Origin of the sequence: Corynebacterium sp. CCM 9203, assembly GCF_041357675.1 — a bacterium.
Taxonomy (GTDB): Bacteria; Actinomycetota; Actinomycetes; order Mycobacteriales; family Mycobacteriaceae; genus Corynebacterium.
Map to the genome: position 1 here is coordinate 186,168 of NZ_JAUERY010000004.1, position 18,467 is coordinate 204,634.

14 protein-coding genes are annotated in these 18,467 nt (G+C 64.5%); 7 read left to right on the plus strand and 7 right to left on the minus strand.

Translation table 11 applies throughout. The annotated features are described in order from the left end of the window. Window positions 1–215: 215 nt before the first annotated feature. Both QWU44_RS09850 and QWU44_RS09855 read right to left on the minus strand, forming a co-directional pair. Entirely contained in the window at window positions 216–722 is a 507-nt protein-coding gene (locus tag QWU44_RS09850) for a GNAT family N-acetyltransferase (protein ID WP_370915510.1), read from the minus strand. 109 nt (window positions 723–831) lie between these two features. Further along, window positions 832–2,196, minus strand: coding sequence for an FAD-dependent oxidoreductase (locus tag QWU44_RS09855; RefSeq protein ID WP_370915511.1), 1,365 nt, complete (start codon window positions 2,194–2,196; stop codon window positions 832–834). Between the two features lie 468 nt (window positions 2,197–2,664). Here QWU44_RS09855 and pta point away from each other — a divergent pair, with 468 nt between their 5' ends. After that, window positions 2,665–4,044, plus strand: coding sequence for a phosphate acetyltransferase (gene pta, locus QWU44_RS09860; protein WP_370915512.1), 1,380 nt, complete (start codon window positions 2,665–2,667; stop codon window positions 4,042–4,044). Continuing rightward, the gene (locus tag QWU44_RS09865; RefSeq protein ID WP_198736781.1) at window positions 4,044–5,252 is read left to right on the plus strand and encodes an acetate kinase; all 1,209 of its coding nucleotides are present in this window, start codon (window positions 4,044–4,046) and stop codon (window positions 5,250–5,252) included. The genes pta and QWU44_RS09865 overlap by 1 nt, the downstream gene beginning before the upstream one ends. A 74-nt stretch (window positions 5,253–5,326) precedes the next feature. Here the strand turns inward: QWU44_RS09865 and QWU44_RS09870 are convergent, their stop codons facing one another. From QWU44_RS09870 to fepB, 5 genes are read right to left on the minus strand one after another with little or no spacing between them, the layout of a single operon-like run. Next, window positions 5,327–6,235 (minus strand): siderophore-interacting protein, encoded by a 909-nt coding sequence (locus QWU44_RS09870; RefSeq protein ID WP_370915513.1) that lies wholly within the window; start codon window positions 6,233–6,235, stop codon window positions 5,327–5,329. A gap of 35 nt (window positions 6,236–6,270) precedes the next feature. Next, window positions 6,271–7,167, minus strand: coding sequence for an ABC transporter ATP-binding protein (locus QWU44_RS09875; RefSeq protein ID WP_370915514.1), 897 nt, complete (start codon window positions 7,165–7,167; stop codon window positions 6,271–6,273). Between the two features lie 4 nt (window positions 7,168–7,171). Beyond that, a complete protein-coding gene (locus tag QWU44_RS09880; RefSeq protein WP_370915515.1) occupies window positions 7,172–8,230 on the minus strand; it encodes a FecCD family ABC transporter permease in 1,059 nt (352 codons plus the stop codon). After that, on the minus strand, window positions 8,227–9,282 hold the full coding sequence (locus QWU44_RS09885) for a FecCD family ABC transporter permease (RefSeq protein ID WP_370915516.1): 1,056 nt from the start codon (window positions 9,280–9,282) through the stop codon (window positions 8,227–8,229). The genes QWU44_RS09880 and QWU44_RS09885 overlap by 4 nt, the downstream gene beginning before the upstream one ends. 23 nt (window positions 9,283–9,305) lie before the next feature. Next, complete coding sequence (fepB, locus tag QWU44_RS09890; protein ID WP_370915517.1) at window positions 9,306–10,337, minus strand: Fe2+-enterobactin ABC transporter substrate-binding protein; 1,032 nt, start codon at window positions 10,335–10,337, stop codon at window positions 9,306–9,308. Between the two features lie 240 nt (window positions 10,338–10,577). Between fepB and QWU44_RS09895 the strand changes: the two genes are divergently transcribed. The 5 genes from QWU44_RS09895 (at window position 10,578) to QWU44_RS09915 (ending at window position 18,189) form a co-directional block, all read left to right on the plus strand. Continuing rightward, window positions 10,578–12,062: a helix-turn-helix domain-containing protein gene (locus QWU44_RS09895; protein ID WP_370915518.1), complete on the plus strand. Its 1,485-nt coding sequence runs from the start codon at window positions 10,578–10,580 to the stop codon at window positions 12,060–12,062. 317 nt (window positions 12,063–12,379) lie between these two features. Beyond that, on the plus strand, window positions 12,380–15,640 hold the full coding sequence (gene phoA / locus QWU44_RS09900; RefSeq protein WP_370915519.1) for an alkaline phosphatase: 3,261 nt from the start codon (window positions 12,380–12,382) through the stop codon (window positions 15,638–15,640). A gap of 12 nt (window positions 15,641–15,652) precedes the next feature. After that, window positions 15,653–16,501: a TIGR03943 family protein gene (locus QWU44_RS09905; protein WP_370915520.1), complete on the plus strand. Its 849-nt coding sequence runs from the start codon at window positions 15,653–15,655 to the stop codon at window positions 16,499–16,501. Beyond that, entirely contained in the window at window positions 16,498–17,583 is a 1,086-nt protein-coding gene (locus tag QWU44_RS09910; protein ID WP_370915521.1) for a permease, read from the plus strand. Before QWU44_RS09905 ends, QWU44_RS09910 begins: the two co-directional genes overlap by 4 nt. A gap of 138 nt (window positions 17,584–17,721) precedes the next feature. Further along, entirely contained in the window at window positions 17,722–18,189 is a 468-nt protein-coding gene (locus QWU44_RS09915; protein WP_370915522.1) for a DUF2599 domain-containing protein, read from the plus strand. The last annotated feature ends 278 nt before the right edge of the window (window positions 18,190–18,467 follow it).

The window sequence follows — 18,467 nt, forward strand, 5'->3', positions numbered from 1 at the left end:
CGCACCGACGGGGTGAACCGAGCTTGGTGCCGGGGGGAAAGAGGTGCTCTCATCCGGGGATTCCCGTGGTGGATGGGCACTTGAGTGCCTTCGTCGGCCGAACCCAGCGCTCACGCACCCGGGGCGAACCCGTATCTAGCAGCCACCCGGGAGTTCGGGGCGTCGGGTACCGCTGGTTGAACGTCGGATGAGAGCGAATCCGCCCGCTGAGCCGCTCAGGAGGCGGGCCGCACCATGGGCAGATGCATCATCCCGTCCCAGTCGAACTCGTCACCGCAGACGGTGAACCCGTAGCTCTCGTAGTAGCTCCGCAACGGGGTTTGCGCAGTGATCACGACCGCAGCGTCCGGGTTCTGCTCGTGAGCGAGCTTCAGGGTGTCCTCCATGATGCGCTTCCCGAGGCCTGTCCCGCGCGCTTCTGGTGCGATGCAGAACCGACCGAACTGCCAGAGCTGGCTATCATCGTCGATCTCTACGGAACCGCCGCACTTTGACCGGAAGCCGGCACCCGTGTCCGGGTAGATGCGTGCGTATCCTGCCAACACCCCGTTTCGGTCGTTGGCCTGGATGTGGAATGTAGTCGGCAGAGCATCGGTGTCATCGATCTCCGCGTAGGGGCACTGCTGCTCGTTGACGAAGACGTCCACCCGCAGTTTGTAGATACGGTGCACCTCAAGTGCGCTCATCTGGTTGAGGTTGGACACAGTGAAGTAGGTGTTCATCCTTATGAGCGTACGTGCATACGTCGGAATTCGTATCTCCCGCAGGGACGGCAACGCCGCCCCTGGCGGTCATCCAGTATGGAAGCGGCGTGTCGCAGTGCGGAAGTGGTCAGTTTTTCTCCGCTTTGGCGTGGGCGACCATGTCCTCCCACTCGACGATCTTCTTGCGCTCGCGGCCCTCAAGTTCACCGGCTTTTCGTTCGGCGGCATCCAGACGATGCCAGCCATCCCACGTGGTGTATTCGATGCCCTTGGACCCCAGGAAGTCGAGAACAGCATCCTCATCCGGGTTAGCGGCCGGGGTTAGGGTGCCGTTTGCCCAGTCGGCGAGCAACATCTCGGTGGTTTCCTTCGCGTCGCCTTTGGTGTTGCCGATGAGTCCCACGGGCCCGCGCTTGATCCAGCCGGTGGCGTAGTAACCGGCGATCGGTGCGCCGGATTCCGGATCGAGGACATGCCCGCCGTCGTTCGGGATGACATTGCGGACGGTGTCGAAGGGGATATCGGCCACCGGATCGGAACGGTATCCGACGGCACGGTAGACAGCCTGGACGTCCCAGGTGGTGAACTTTCCGGTGCCCCGAACGTTACCGGTCCCATCAAGCTCCGTGCGTTCCGTCTTGAATCCGACGACATGGCCGTCCTCGCCGATGATCTCGACAGGGGACTCGAAGAAGTGGATGAACAGCTTGTGCGGCGCCCCTTTGGGATCGCGGATCGCGTATTGCTCGATGACGGAGCAGACGAGGTCGGTGGTCTTTGAGTTCCGGCGGGCCTCGATGGAAGCCTCGTCATAGTCGATGTCTTCGGGGTCGACGACGACCTCGATGGTGTCGGAGTGATCGAGTTCCTTGAGCTCCAATGGCGTGAACTTCGCCTGGGCGGGGCCGCGGCGACCGAAGACGTGGACCTCGGTGGCCTGGTTGTTCTTCAAGCACTCGTAGACGTTGTCCGGGATCTCGGTGACGTGGAGTTCATCCCCTGTCTTGGCGAGGACCCGGGCGATATCAAGTGCGACGTTACCAACACCGACGACAGCGACGGATTTCGCGGACAGATCCCACTCGCGGGAGAAATCCGGGTTTCCGTCATAGAAGCCAACGAACTCACCGGCTCCATGGTGCTCGGGGAGATCAGCGCCCGGAATGTCCAGGTCACGATCACCGGTGGCACCCGTGGAGAAGACCACTGCGTCGTAGTACTGCTTCAGCTCTTCAACGGTGACGTCGGTGCCGACATCGACGTTGCCGAGAAGCCGTAGCTCTGGCTTGTCCAGCACCTTGTGTAGTGACATCACGATGCCCTTGATACGCGGATGGTCGGGTGCGACTCCGTAGCGGATCAGCCCGAACGGCGCAGGCATACGCTCGTAGAGGTCGATGGTGACATCGGTGTCGGACTTCATCAGCAGATCGGAGGCGTAGATGCCGGCTGGGCCGGCACCGATCACGGCTACCCGGAGGGGACGAGACATATTAGTGGACATCCTTGGTGAAATCGTCGAGGACAGGACAAAAATAGACAGCTCTGACTACTCTACGTGGTTGGTGGGGACCCATGCCAGGATATCCTTCACTGCTGATTTCGGCGGTGATCCCGGTCACCGGGTCGGTGGCGGCGTGCGTGGCGGACGTGGCGGCGACGCTCGTACGGACTGGGGCGGGGGAGGGAGGGGTTCGTTGCGAACATGTGTTGATCACGTCCCGCGGTGGTGTGTGGGGTTGTGTGTAGGGGTGTTTTGGGCCATTTTGGGGTCCGTCCCGTTTCCGATCCGGCCCGGGTGGGTGAGATCGAATGTCTCCCCGGGCTTCCGTGGCTAAACTATGTGGTGAATCACAGACAATGACAGAGGCCAACCTGTGCCACAGCACAGGGCTGTTGGCCGCATGAAGTGTCACGTCGCGGCCTCCTGCGCCCGTGTGGCACACAGAAAGGACTCCACGTGACTTCCTCCCCCCGCCCGGTGTTGCTGACTGCCACCGGCCGCAGCCTCAATGAGATCGACACCACGCCCCTCACCGGGCGTCTAGGGCTGGAAACACGCCCGCTGATCGGCGGGGAGGTGACGGTTTCCGCGGTGATCGCCTCGGACCCGACGGGGGCGGGGCCAGCACTCCTCATCGGCACCGGAAGCATCGACTTCGACGCCCGGTGCGCCGCGGCTCTCGGGGTACCTCTGCTCGTAGCCACCGGCCCGGAGTCGACGCTCGCGGATCTCGCGGTAGCAGAGGCGGAGCGGCACGGTGCAGTCGTCGTCACGCTCACCGATCCTGCGGACGAATCCGCGCTCGACAGTGCGGCGGAAGAACTCACCGCGGCCGTCGCGGAGCCGGTGATGAGTCCCGCACTGTTCGAGCACTGGCTGCTCGGCCAGGCCCGCCAGAAGCGCACCCACATCGTCCTGCCCGAGGGCGAGGATGACCGGATTCTCACCGCCGCGCACCAGCTCCTCGCCCAGGACGTCTGCGAACTCACGATCCTCGGTGACGTCGACGAAATCCAGAGCCGGGCCGCTGACCTCGGACTCGATCTCTCCGCCGCGCACCTGGTCAACCACCTGACCGATCCGGATGCCGAGGTCTTCGCCGCGGAGTTCGCGGAACTGCGCAAGGCCAAGGGCGTCACGCTCGAACAGGCGCGTGAGACCATGCGGGACATCTCCTACTACGGCACCATGATGATCCACACGGGCCGCGCCGACGGCATGGTATCCGGTGCGGCACACACCACCGCGCACACCATCAAGCCCTCCCTCCAGATCATCAAGACCGCGCCGGGTGTGAGCTTCGTTTCCTCCATCTTCCTCATGGTGCTGCAGGGCAAGCTGTGGGCCTTCGGTGACTGCGCCGTCATGCCGAACCCCACGGCCCGCGAACTCGGCGAAATCGCCGTGGTCTCCGCCCGCACCGCGGCACAGTTCGGTATCGACCCCCGGGTCGCCGTTCTGTCCTACTCGACGGGTTCCTCGGGCTCTGGTGTCGACGTCGACCGCGCGGTTGAGGCCGTCGCCGCTGCACGCGAACTCGATCCGTCCGTCGCCGTCGATGGGCCGCTGCAGTTCGATGCCGCCGTCGATGAGGGAGTGGCGAAGAAGAAGATGCCCGAGTCCGCCGTCGCTGGTCGGGCCAATGTCCTCGTGTTCCCCGATCTTGAAGCCGGCAACATCGCGTACAAGGCGGTCCAGCGCACCGCCGACGCCCTCGCCGTTGGCCCCGTGCTGCAGGGCCTGAAGAAGCCCGTCAACGATCTTTCCCGGGGTGCGACCGTGCGGGACATCGTCAACACCGTCGCCATCACCGCGATCCAGGCAGGAGCCAAGTAATGTCCGATCTCGCACTCGTCCTCAACTCGGGCTCGTCATCCATCAAGTTCCAGTTGGTGGACCCTGCGCGGCACGCCACGGATGAGCCTTTCGCATCCGGCCTCGTCGAGCAGATCGGTGAACCCGAGGGAAAGGTCACCCTGAAGCACGGCGGGGAGACCTACACCACCAGCGCACCGATCCCGGATCACAGCGTCGGCCTCGACATGGCCTTCGAGTTGATGAACGAACACGGCTGCGGCCCCGCAGAGGTGGAGATCACCGCTGTCGGGCACCGCGTCGTCCACGGCGGAATCCTGTTCTCCTCACCGGAGATCATCACCGACGAGATCCTCGGTATGATCCGCGACCTGATCCCGCTCGCGCCACTCCACAACCCCGCCAACATCGACGGCATCGAGGTCGCCCGCCGGATCCTCCCCGACGTCCCACACGTCGCCGTGTTCGACACCGGTTTCTACCACTCCATGCCGCCCGCCGCCGCGCTCTACGCCATCAACAAGGACGTCGCCGCGGAGCACGGCATCCGTCGCTACGGTTTCCACGGCACCAGCCACGAGTACGTCTCGAAGCACGTTCCCGAACTGCTGGGGAGGCCTGCCGCCGAGGTCAATCAGATCACCCTGCACCTGGGCAACGGTGCCTCGGCCACCGCGATCCGGGGTGGCCGCGCGATCGACACCTCCATGGGCATGACCCCGCTCGCGGGTCTGGTCATGGGTACCCGGTCCGGCGACATCGACCCCGGCATCGTCTTCCACCTGCACCGTTCGGCGGGCATGTCCATCGATGAGATCGACCGTCTGCTCAACCGCGATTCCGGTGTGAAGGGCATCTCCGGGGTCAACGACTTCCGTGCGCTCGGTGACCTCATCGAGGACAACAACGAGGACGCGTTCCTCGCGTACAACGTCTACATCCACCAGTTGCGGCGCTACATCGGCAGCTACATGATCGCCCTCGGGCGTGTCGACGCGATCACGTTCACCGCCGGTGTCGGCGAGAATGCCGCGAACGTTCGCGCGGACGCGATGGCGAACCTGGAGAACTTCGGCATCCGGATCGATCCGGAGCGCAACGCGGAGCGCAGCAGTTCCGCCCGTGAGATCTCTACCGACGATTCCCCGGTCAAGGTCTTCGTCATTCCGACGAACGAGGAATTGGCCATCGCCCGCTACGCGGTGGAGCTCGCCAACTGTAACCGCTGACGCGGGACGCCGAGTGTCTAGTTCCTGTCCCCGGTCGTCCACTCACCGGACGGCCGGGGTCTCCGGCCCCGGGGTCAGATACCGACGTCAAGGTCGTTGAAGTCCTCCAACCTCGCGCCCTCCGCAAGTTTCCTCTCGTAGAACCGCTTGCGTGCCCGGTCGATCTCATCGTTGCCGACGCCGATGCGCCAGTAACCGGCGATGCTGACCCGGGATTTATCCATACCGACCTCGTTGCGGAAGTAGCTGCGGATCGAGGTCATCTCCGCGCGTTCCCCGGCCGCCCACACGACGTACGAGGTCGGGTCCGGAAGGGCCTTCGCACACGTGTCCAACGGTCGGGGGTCGTCGGTGTCCGCTGGGTCGATGTGGGTCAGCCGGATACCACCGGGGAGAGCAATTTCGTCGACGGCGGCCCTGTCCCCGGCGACGAGATAAAGCTCGCCGGAGAGGTCACCATCGGTGCGGTCGAAGATACTCACGAGCGCGGGAATGGCGGTGGCATCGGCGAATAGGGCGACAGGTTCGCCGTGGGGGCGGGGCGGGATGGTGAAGTGCACCCGGGGGCCGGTGAGGGAGAACTGCATGCCCACGTGCGCGTCGCGGCTGAACAGCATCATCGGTGAGTCATGCTCGTGCTGCACGATGTCGACGACGATTTCTTCGGTCTCATCCAGATAGTCGCGCAAAGTGTAGACGCGGGTGTGGTTGCCGTACCGTTCCGACAGATACAGGCGGATCGCGACGTTGGCACTCGACCACGCCGGATTGGTTCTCGACCCTTGTAGTTTCGCGGTGATCCGGACGATCGATGGGCAAGGTGTGGACACCGAGGTGATCACCGCGGTGTAATCGTCGATGTCCCGGTCGTGTTCACTGTTGCGCAGATGGACCGGGGGCTGCCCGGTGGAGAACCTGTTCGCGGCGCCCGGGGTCTCCGGTGCTGTGGTGGGGGTCCTGCCGGTGTCGGGACTGTTCGTCATGGGGGCCTCTCTGGTTTTCTCGTTCGTCAGGGCGATCAGCGGATCTCCGGTGGTCCGCCTCCTGCGCCGCTGCGCCGGACGCGGGGCACGATGAGCGGTCTGCCGGTGTCCGGGTCCCGCAGGATGTGGGCGTCGAGGTCGAAGACCTCGCGGAGCATGTCGAGGGAGAACACGTCGTCCGGATGGCCCTGGGTGATGACACGGCCGCTCTTCATCGCGATGACATGGGTGGCGTAGCGCGCGGCCATGTTCAGGTCGTGCAGGACCGCGACGAGTGTCCGGCCCCGGTCGTGCAGGGACGCGCACAGGTCGAGGACATCCGTCTGGGTGGAGATGTCGAGGAACGTGGTCGGTTCGTCGAGGAGCATCACCCGGGTGTTCTGGGCCAGCACCATCGCGATCCAGGCGCGTTGCCGCTGCCCACCGGAAAGTTCATCGAGGCGTGCACCGGCGAGGTCCGCCAGGCCGGTGTGGATGAGGGCGTCGTCGACGGCACGCTCATCCTCGACGGAGAACTGGGACAGGATGTGCTGGTGCGGGTAGCGGCCCCTGCTGACGAGGTCGGCGACGGTGATGCCCTCCGGGCTGATCGGAGACTGGGGGAGGACACCGACGGCGCGGGCGATCCGTTTCGTCGGTATCCGGGACATGTTCGTGCCGTCGATGAGCACCCGGCCTCGGGTGGGTTTGAGCATCCGGGAGAAGGTCTTCAGCAGCGTTGATTTGCCGCATCCGTTGGGGCCGATGACGGCGGTGAACTCCCGGTGGGGGAGTTCCAGGCTGAGATCGCGGATGATGGCGTCCCCGTCGTAGCCGACCGTGACGTTCTCCAGCGCGAGGTGAACCGGCTCCCCGGAGTCCGTGTCCCGGCTACGGGGTGACTGCTGCTCAGGTCCGCCCGGGGCCTGGAGCTGGTGTGGTGTGTGGGGCATCGTGTCATGTCCTCGTTGAAGATCGGGTGAGTAGTATCAGGAGGTACCCGCCGCCGAGGACACCGGTGACGAGACCGACCGGGGAACGGAGTCCGATGTCGATGTTCTGGGTCACGTGATCGGCGAGCAGGAGCAGTACCGCGCCCGTGATGAAGGAATGCAGGATCGTGACCCCGGGAATGCGGGTGATGAAGCGGGCGATGTGCGGACCGGCCAGCGCGATGAACGCGATGGGCCCGGTTGCGGCCGTGGCGATGCAGGCGGCTAGTGTCGCGACGATAATCGCGGCTAAGCGGGTGCGCTCGACCGGGATGCCCAGATTGCAGGCGGTGGCGTCACCGAGTTCAATGGCGTCGACGCCACGGCGGAGCAGGACGAGACAGGGGAGCAGGACGGCGGTGGCGAGGAGCACCGATCGGGCGTGCTCCCAACCCCGCCCGGACAGGGACCCGGCCCGCCACCCCTGGACCTGCGTGGCGAGGCTGATGTCCGAGGTCAGCAGCATGAAGTCGAGAATCGCCGATACCGTTGCCGCGACACCGATTCCGATCAGGACCAGCCGGATACCGTTCGCTGAACCACGGGTCCGGGCGAGCGTGTAGACGATCGCGGCGGTGAGCAGGCCGCCGACGGCTGCGGCGATTGCGACGGGCCAGACATCGGGGGTCACGAACAGAATGGTTATCCCCGCGGCGGTGGCGGCCCCGGCGGTGAATCCGATGATGTCCGGAGAACCCAGGACGTTGCGGCTCAGGGACTGGAACACCGCGCCGGAGACGCCGAGCAAGCCTCCGACACACGCTGCGGTCAGTGCCCGGGGTAGTGCCCGTGACTGAATGGAACGAACCGTTCGCACGTCACCGTCCCCGACAACGGCCCGCAGTGTCTGCACGGGAGAAAACTCGGTGCGCACCGACAACAGTGCGAAGAAGATGGCGGCGCCGAGGACGAGGATGCCGAGGACACCCGCGACGGTGGACCGCGGGGAGTAGGTGAGGGACACCGGCCCAATGCGTACCGCACGGATCACCGCGCCACTGATCCTCGGTTTCCCGGTGCTCACAGGTTCACCGCCTTCCTGGAACGCACAAGCGCGATGAAGATGGGCCCGCCGAGCAGTGCCGTGGCGACACCTGTCTGCAGCTCTGCCGGGGCGATGATCACCTTCCCTGCGACATCCGTAGCCACGAGCAGCGCCGGACCGATAGCCATGATCGCAGGGATGAGCACCCGGTTGTCGGGGCCGGTGAGCCGCCTGGCGAGGTGCGGCGCAGCCAGACCCACGAAGGTGATCGGGCCCGCTGCGGCGGTTGCTGCACCGGCCAGCATCACCACCGCAAGAGCAGTGGTCAGACGCACAACGCCGATCCGCACGCCGAGCCCCACCGCAGACTGTTCCCCCAGCCCCAGCGCGTTGAGAGGGCGTGCCAACAAGAGCGCGAGCACGCAACCGACGGCGACGAACGGCAGCACCGCCGTCAGCACGTCGACATCCCTGCCCTGGAGCGAGCCGATCGCCCAGAAGCGGAAATGCTCGAAGACGCTGTAGTTGCTGAGCAGAATCATCGAGATGACGGAACTCAACGCCATGGTGAACGCTGCCCCCGCGAGGGCGAGCCGCGCCGGGGAGGCCGCGCCCCGGGACACCGAACCCAACAGGTACACCATCACGGACACGACGCCCGCCCCGGCGAAGGCCCACCACACGTACCCGGACACGGTGGTGACGCCGGCGTATCCGATGGCGACACACACGGCGAGCGAGGCACCCGCGTTGATTCCCAGGATGCCGGGGTCGGCGAGAGGGTTGCGGGTCAGTGCCTGGATGAGGCCCCCGGCGAGCCCGAGACACAGGCCGACGATGAGGCCCAGCGCGATCCGGGGCAGGCGCGACCGCATGATGATGAGATGGTCGGGGTTCGTCTGGTCGAAGGCGGTGATGGCCTCGATGACCGCCGACGGCGGCACCGGATGTGAGCCGGTGAACAACCCGGCAAGGGTCGCGGTGACCACGACGGCGAGGCTTCCGCAGATCACCGCCCACATGCGGCCCCGGCGGTGGTGCGGCCGGGGCCGGGTAGGGGCTGCTGCGGGGACGGCGACTGGGTGGCTCATCAGCATGGCAATTGTTCGCGGAACTACCTGGTCAACTGTTCGACGATGGAATCAATGGTGAGCAACGCCGAGTAGTAATCCAGACGCCACGCGTACTCCCCGAAGATGTAGACGTGTCCTTCCTGCACTGCTGGAACAGTGGACACCAGCGGGTCTTCGGAGAACGCGGCGACGGGTGACTCAGTTCCGGTCTGCAAGAGGAACACGCTGCCCACGTCGGCCAGCGCAGCCGCCATGTTCTCCCGGCTGACCATCCGGAGGTCGGGCCGCGTCTGCTGTGACACGGAGTCGTTGACGTCGCCGACGGTGATTCCGAGGTCGCGCAGAATGTCACCGTGCTGGGTACTGGGGGCCGGGACCATCAGGCCTTCCGCCGCGCGGTAGAAACCGATGAGCGCGGGCTCAGGTGGCGCCGTGATCGTCTCGGCTGCCTTCTGTGCCTTCTTCTGATACTCGGCGATGAGTTCCTCGGCCTTGTCCTCGGTCCCGGTGGCCTTCGCGAGGAATCGGGTCTGTTCCTGCCAGGACAGGTCGAGATAGTCGACCATCACGGTTGTGGAGATCTCCCGTAGTTGTGCGTATTCGTCGTTGACGGCATCACCGCCGACGACGGAACCGATGATCAGGTCCGGCGCGAACGAGTCGACCGCGTCCAGGTCGATGTCGAGACGTGGGTAGGCGACCTCCACTCCACGGTCGTGGGCGATCTCGGCCCACTGCATGAAGAAGCCGTCACCGTCGGTGAGGTCCGTCACGGGCGCACCGGCACTCGCCACGACCGGCACCCCGAGGGCCAGCAGGGTTCCCGTCATCGACGGCGACGTCGACACGACACGCTGTGGTTTCGCATCGATGGTGACCTCTCCTTTCGCGTCGGTCACGGTTCGTGGGAAGGATTCCTCCGCTCCCGAGGCGGAGGTCTTCGCTGTGTCCCCGGCGGTCGCCGTTGTGTCGGTTGTCGCGGAGTCGTCACTGCCGGAGCAACCGGTCATGGTGGCGATGCCCAGTGCGGCGACGGTGAGCACGACGGTGGCGTGTCTGCGGATCTTCACCATTGGTTGATTCACACCCCTGTCAGATGTCGAGTTGGTGTCACCCACTGTGGTTCGTCCGGATGACACCGCGCAGGACGGGGCGTCCGGCGAACGCCAGTAGGATGAGTGGAAGGCTCGCCTAACTTTAGGGTGGGATACTCGCACTGTGGTTGGCAGAGCGCGCCAGATTTTTACCATCCGTCATCCGACTGTCCCCGGGGCCGGAGGAGTTGACGAAACGGATGGGGAAAGGCAGAAACGATGGGAGTTCCACACGGTATCCGTCGCGGCCCGATCGAGGGCGTGTCCCGGTGCGCCAGGCGGGCTCTCATCGTGTGGGTCTATGCCGGGACAGCGAGCGTGGAAACAGCGGCGACGATGACGACACTATCGGCAGGGCAGGTGGCACTCGTTGCTGCGGGCCTGCGCTACCGGATCCGTGGTGATGAGGATGCGGTGGTCATTCCCGTTGAACTTCCCGTTGACATGGCGTGTCCCGCAGTTGTCCGAACTGCCGTCGCGGTCCTGCCCGATAGCCTCCGGCTACGTCTCCTGTTCGAGTTCGCCCAGAACCTCGGCTATCTGAAACACGACGCCACACGTACTGACTTCGTTCGTGCTCTCGCGGCGGAGATCATCGCTGCTCAGGAAGACGCGGTGCCGGTGCTCGTGGTACCCCAACCGCATTCGGAAGAAGCCACCGCTGTTGCGGCGACGGTCATGGCTGATCTCTCCGTCAACCGAAGCGTCGCCGAGCTCGCGGGCATCGCAGGCGCCTCCGTGCGGACAGTGCAGCGGAGGTTTCGGGCGGAAACCACCTTGAGTGTCAGCCGGTGGATCACCCGGGTCCGGCTCAACGAGGCGATCGCCCTCATAGCCCGTGGCCGTAGCCTGCAGTTCGCCGCTCATTCCACCGGTTATCCCGGTGCGAGCGAACTCATCCGTGCCTTTCGTGCAGAGACGGGAATGACCCCGGCTGCTGCGCTGGCGCGGGAGTCGTGCTCCGAGGTCGCCAAAATCAGTCTCGCGGACCCCGGTGTGCCTGAGAATGAAACGTGGCGGAACATCAACCGTGGCGACATCTTCCTGTGGGTTGTCACCGGGCGGGCAACGGTCACCGCAGGTGGGGTTACCACCGCTGTCGGTGCGGGGCAGGGGGTGGTGCTTCCGGCGAATGTCGCGGTCCATGTGGCGATGGCTCCGCAGACGCTGGTTCTTCCCCTCGGTTTTCGATATCCCGACGACGCGGAGTTGTTCGATTCGGTGCGAGCACTCACCGTCGTCGATCTTTCTGACTTTGGTGCCGCTGATCTACTACGCACGGCTGTCTCGACCTATACCCAGGTTGCCGTCCCGGGTTCCCGGCATGACGACATATTTCGGGTCCTCGCCGAGGAACGGATCATTGCGGGGGTGCCTGTCTGGTCGGGGGCCGGAGAGGGACGGTCCGGGTCCTCACCGGAGTCTCTTCCCGAGGTGTTGAGCAGGCAACGACACAACTATGTTCGCCGGATGACCCTCGCCCGTATCCTCCTGGCGCAGGGAAAGAGTCCCACCGAGACGGCACGCACCCTGCGGTATGCACATGCCGCTGCGTTTACCAGGGCGTTTGCTACCGCGCACAGTATGACGCCCAAGCAGTACTCGGAGATCGCCCATTCCCAACCGGGGCCTGTGATGGTGGGGAAACGCATCAACGTTCCTCCTCGCTACAGTTTGCTGGTCGATCCGGGCGCCACGGGGTGAGTGAACGTGTCGCTGTTGGCGTGCCCGTTGTCCGCGCCGGGGGCGCGGGGCGGCGCACTCTGTTTCGGGTCAGGCGTCCATGATTGGTTTCGGTGGGGGTGGTGCCGCCGAGATTTATCGAGTACTGTTTTCAATAGTGTCCTGAAGGTGTTTCGATGGGACGTATATTCGGCTGGTGTTCACGAAGTGTTGGGTACCGGTTACTTCGTAGTGCCATGTTCGGTTAACCCCGGAGTGGTGGACTGGTTGAGCCCTGGGACGACAACACGTCGTCACGTCTCTCAGCTCCGTCACCTCCGACATGGAAAGCCTGACACATGACCGTCAATGAACGTCGAACACACAGCCGCGTGATCCGCGCCGTGGTGGGGGGATTCCTCGCCACAACGCTTGCCGTCACTCTCCCCCTCAGTGCCGCAGCAGACCCCGAACGCCTCCCAGCCACAGAAAAAGCCCCGGTCACCGGGCCCGGAGGTCAGTACAACGGGCCGGAGAAGTGCAACCCCATCGCCGAGGACGGAACGGTCCGTGCCCTCAAGCCCGGTGAGTGCGCCCAGTTTGGCACCGTCGGCCAGAAGCGGACCGAGGACCACGCCAAGAACGTCATCATCGTCATCGGTGACGGCATGGGTCAGCAGGAGATCACCGCCGCCCGCAACTACCTCAAGGGCGCAGCCGGACGTTTCGAGGGCCTCGATGCCTTCACCTCCACCGGGGCCTACACCCATCACTCGGTGGACCGGGACGGCTCCTTCAACTACGTCACCGACTCCGCCGCGTCCGCAACATCCTGGACCACCGGCATCAAAACCTACAACGGTGCCGTCGGCGTGGACCTGGAACAGAAGCCGGTCGAGAACCTCCTGGAGAAGGCCAAGAAAGCCGGACTTCGCACCGGCAACGTCACTACCTCGGAGATCGAGGACGCCACCCCGGCGGCCTTCGTCGCGCACGCCTTCAACCGGAAGTGCTACGGCCCGCAGGAGGAGGAGAACTCCAAGGCCTGTCAGGGCGAGGCCTTCGCCGCCCAGTACCGGCAGAACGGTGGACTCGGCTCCATCGCGGAGCAGATCGTCGACGCCCGCGCGGATGTCACGCTCGGCGGTGGGCTCGAGGCGTTCCAGCAGAAGGTGATCCACGAGGGGCAGGGAGTGTCGCCGTTCCTGCCCACCAACACAACCTGGACCGCAGGCAAATCGGTGCTGGACAACGCGAAAGACAACGGGTTCACCGTCGTCCAGGATGCTGCGGCCCTCGATTCCGTCACCAGCGCGAATCAGGACGCCCCGCTGCTCGGATTGTTCGACGACGGCAACATGATCACCCGCTATGCGCCCTCCAAGGCCACCGTCGACGGCGCCTCGGGACGCCCACTCGCCTGTGAAAAGCAGGACACGAAAGGCCAACCCGAACTGGTCGACATGACCCGGAAGGCCATCGAACTTCTCGACGACCCATCCGCTGACAAGGGATTCCTTCTGCAAGTCGAATCAGCATCCATCGACAAGCGTGCCCACGCGGCGGACGCCTGCGGGATGATCGGTGAGGTCGAACGCCTCGATGAGACCGTGAAAGCCGCACTCGACTTCGCGAAAAAGGACGGCAACACGCTCGTCGTCGTCACCGCTGACCACGCGCATTCCACCCAGCTCATCTACGACGGCCAGAACTCCGTCGCCGCCACCACTCGCCTGCGCACCGAGGAGGGATCCTCGCAGACCATCGCCTACGGCAGCCTCCCGCTGCAGGAGCTCACCGACAACCCGAAGGCATCCCAGCAGCACAACGGTTCCCAGCTCCGCGTCGCCGCCTACGGCCCCGGAGAGGAGAACGTCATCGGGCAGACCGACCAAACCGATCTTTTCTTCACCGTCGCCAACGCCCTGCAGATCAATGACGTGCCGACCATCGAGCCCTCGGTGACCACGGAGGACTCCGCGAAGACCTATGACGCGGCGACCGCTCACCGCACTGACCCCGCAGACCCCCTCGCCACCTGCTACAAGGTCGGCGACAACGGGTTCGTCTCCGGGCCAGGCGACTGCGCCCAGTTCGCCAAGGAAGGCCAGGGCCTCGATGACGAGAAGGCCAAGAACGTGATCCTGTTCATCGGCGACGGGATGGGCGACAGCGAGATCACCTCCGCGCGCGACTACCTCTACGGCGCGAACGGCCGGCTCCCCGGGATCGACGCCCTGCCCTATACCGGCTACTACACGACGTTCGCCCTCGACCCAGAACTCGGCGGCCCCACCTACGTCACCGACTCCGCGGCATCGGCCACCGGCTGGGCCACCGGAGCCAAGACCTACAACGGTGGCCTCGGCATCACGGTCGACGGAACCCCCGTCCCCAACATCATCGAACTGGCCAAGGCCAAGGGGATGAAGACCGGCAACGTCACCACCGCAGAGGTTCAGGACGCCACTCCCGCAGCCGTCGGTAGTCATGCACTCAACCGCAAGTGCTACGGCCCGGAATACGATAAGAACAGCAAGACCTGCCAGGGCGAGGGCTTCGAGAAGCAATTCCGCGAGTACGGTGGCCTCGGATCCATCTCCGAGCAGCTCATCGACACCCGCGCCGACCTCACCCTCGGCGGCGGTGCGAAGTACTTCGAGCAGAAAGTCCAGGCGGGCGGCGACTGGGACGGACACACCTGGACCAAGGGCGACTCGGTCCTCGACAACGCCCGGAACCAGGGTTTCACCATCGTCACCTCGGCCGATGAGCTCGACGCCGTCAAGGAAGCCGACCAGGACGTCCCCGTCCTCGGACTCTTCGCCGAGGGAAACCTGCCGCGGATCTGGGAACAGAGCATCCCCACCGTCGAACCAGCCGTCGGACAGGGTATGCGCTGCACCGAGAACCAGGAACGCGGTGCCGAGGTGCCCAGCCTCGCACAGATGACCACGAAGGCACTCGACCTGCTGCGCAATGACGACGGATTCCTCGTCCAGATCGAATCCGCCTCCATCGACAAAGCCGACCACGACGCCGACATCTGCGGCCAGATCGGCGAGGCCCAGGAACTCGATGACGCGATCCAGGCGGCCCGCGAATGGGTGAAGAAAACAGGGGAACCCACCCTCATCATCACCACCGCCGACCACGCCCACACCTCGCAGATCACCGCGAACGACCGGGCGACCGCCGGGCGCACCACCAAACTGGTCACCGCAGACGGCGACGAGATTACCGTCAACTACGCCACCGCCAAGTCCAACGACGATGAAGAGGCGCTCGGTTCCCAGACCCACACCGGCGCACAGTTGCGGGTCGCAGCCGAAGGACCCGGCGCGGCGAACGTCGTCGGGCACATCGACCAGACCGACATCCACTACGTCATCGCCAACGCCCTCGACCTGGACACCGATGGCGCGGGCATCAACCTGGCGGCCCGCTGGGAAGCGACCGAGAAAACCGCCCCCGACGCGTCCGCGGCGAAGGAGGCCAACGGCACCCCCACCAGCTCGTCCGCGAAGATGTGGATCGGCCTCGGATTCCTCGTCCTGGTTATCCTGATTGCCGTCACCGCATTCATCTCAGGTCGTCGACGCTCCAGCGCCCGAGGCTAGAAAAGGGACACCATGATCAACCACCCGGACCGGAACGACCACCACGACCATGCCCACGACACACCTGTCGACCATGGCCCGGTGGCCGGTCCGGGTTTCTCGGCCCAGATCATCGCGGTCCTGTGGCTCCTCACCGGAGTGCTCGTCCTCGCGCTGCTCGCCACGGGTCGGCTCGCCACCTACATCAGAACCTTCTGGCACCCCATGACCCTCACCGTCGCGCTTCTCGTCACCGGCCTCGCACTTTCCGTGCTCTGGTTCGGCGCACGTCACGAGAACCGGGCCGGTGGCGAGAAAGCGAAGGTATCACCGATCGCCTGGCTGGTGTTCGTCCCGTTCCTGCTCGTCGTCATCGGCTCCCCTTCCCCACTCGGCGCGGCGATGCTGGACAATACCGCCAGCGGTACGGAACGCGACGCGGCCCTCGCGGGTGGCGCAGGCCGTGCCGCCACGGCGCCCCGCAGCGGAGTGAACTTCGACCCACTGTCCGACACCGGCATCAACGAACTCAACCTCGACGATTTGCACAACCGCTATTCCTACGGTGATCTGGAGGATCTGGCGGGAAAGAAGATCAAGGTCATCGGATTCATCTCCCACGGCGGTGCCGCCAGCTTCGACGACAGCGGGGAGCACTCTGCTGGCGACGGCGGAAAAGTAACGGTCAATCGCTACAAGATCTTCTGCTGCGCCGCCGACGCCGTCGCCTACTCCGCCACGCTCGCCGGTGGCTCGGATCTCCCGGATGACACCTGGGTCGAGGTGGTCGGCACCGTTGATGTTGACGCCTCCGACTCACACCTCGTGCTCACCCCAGAATCAATCACCGCCACCAACGAACCGAGGATTCCATACCTGTGAGTACCACACCGACAGACGCGGGCGTCGACAAGAAGTTCCGCGTCACTCCCCGCCAGCTCGCACTCTGGGAGTTCACGGCACTCGGCATCGTCGTCGTCCTGTGGACTCAGTTCGGCATCGGCCCTACCTCCGCGACCGACCCGCTCTGGAACATGAACGGAACCGTCGAATCCTGGGCCGCCATCACCGTCGCCGTCGCGATCCAGGCCCTGCCCTTCCTGGTCCTCGGTGTAACCGTGTCTGCCCTCATCGCGGCGTTCGCTCCCCCCGGATTCCTCCAACGGATCACACCCCGCAACAGTTTCCTCGCCGTCCCCGTCGCCGGAACCGTCGCCATCGCTCTGCCCGGCTGCGAATGCGCCTCCGTTCCCGTCGCCCAGTCCTTCATGCGCAACGGGGTGTCCAAGGCAGCCGCGCTCGTGTTCATGCTCGCCTCCCCGGCACTGAACCCGGTGGTCATCGTCTCCACCGCCGTCGCGTTCAACGCCCTGCCCGAGATGGCCTGGGCCCGGTTCATCGCATCCTTCCTCGCGGTCCTCATCGCCGGGTGGCTGTGGATCATCATTGGCCGTGACGACGACATCCGGGTCACCGCCCCCGATGGTGCAGGCTTCGGCGGTTGTGCCGATGACCACTGCGCTTCCGCCACCGACCAGGCCGGGAGACGGAGCTGGCAGTGGCGCAGATTCCAAATGACGGCACTCCACGACCTGACCCAGGCCGGAGGATTCCTCGTCCTTGGCGCTATGGTCGCCGCACTCATCAAGGTCAGCGTCCCCTCATCCTGGTTCGCGCAGATCTCACAGACACCACTGCTCGCCGTCCTCGTGATGGTGGGTCTGGCGATTCTGCTTTCCCTCTGCTCCGAAGCCGACGCTTTCGTCGCCGCATCCTTCAGCGCCGTGTCCCCAACCGCGCAGCTCGCATTCCTCGTTGTCGGCCCCATGGTGGACATCAAGCTCATTTCCATGCAAGCCGGTGCGTTCGGTCCGCGCTTCGTCGTCCGCTTCGTACCCATGGTCCTGATCTGCGGGGTACTGTCCGCCGTTGCCGTGGGGACAATCATCTTCGGGGTTCTCTGAGAGATCGTTGTGATCCGGGGGTCTCCGGTAGCCTGTGCTGACCAGGGGAACTTTCCCCTGGTCAGCACAGGCTACCGGAGAGACGGGCATAGTATGAACAGCGTCGGGCGAATGATCCGCCGAAGTACAATTACTATCGTGCTACTTGCGGGGATGGTAGTCACCGCGCCGGTTGCTGCCACCACTGCTTCGAGAGGTGAACTGCTTGAAGATCTGTTGGATCTGTTCCCCGTAGCGCGAAGGCACGACAGCCTTGATCTGCTTTTCGCGCCCCCTGATGTCCAGGCCCCTGCGCCAGGGACTCGACTGTTCGTGGAACCGGACACGAGCACGTTCGTTAGGAGGGTGGATGTCTCCGTATTTCAGGGGGCGCCACGCTACGAAATCACCGTCAGTCCGGGTATCGCGCGGTTCCCGGACTCCGCAGCGGACATTGCTTGGCGGGATGCGACTCATAGGGGTGTACCGAACACCGCGACGCTCCGGAACCAGTTCACCTGCCACTTCCACTACCGTGCGCTTCTCCGTACGAAGCGAACCTGGAACCTCGAGGCGGCACGCCCGGATAAGGGCTATGAGGGTTTTATCCGGGAGCTGTGTAATTAGTTGTACGGTTCCTGTGATTCTCACGCCGTTCATGAGATAATATTATTATTCAGAAAAATTTTTGATAGCCAGTTTACTGCAACTGGTTATGCCACTGTGAAGATATGGTGATCGTTCTCTTATGTCCAATAAACGTCCGGTGATAATCCAGGCACTCATCCTTCCTCTCTTAGCGGGATCTGTCACTGCGTGTGGTAGCGCGACCGTCGACCCTATCCTGGTCCGGAACACGGCCCCAGGTACCGTACATTCATCCTCCCTGAATCCAGGCACGGGTC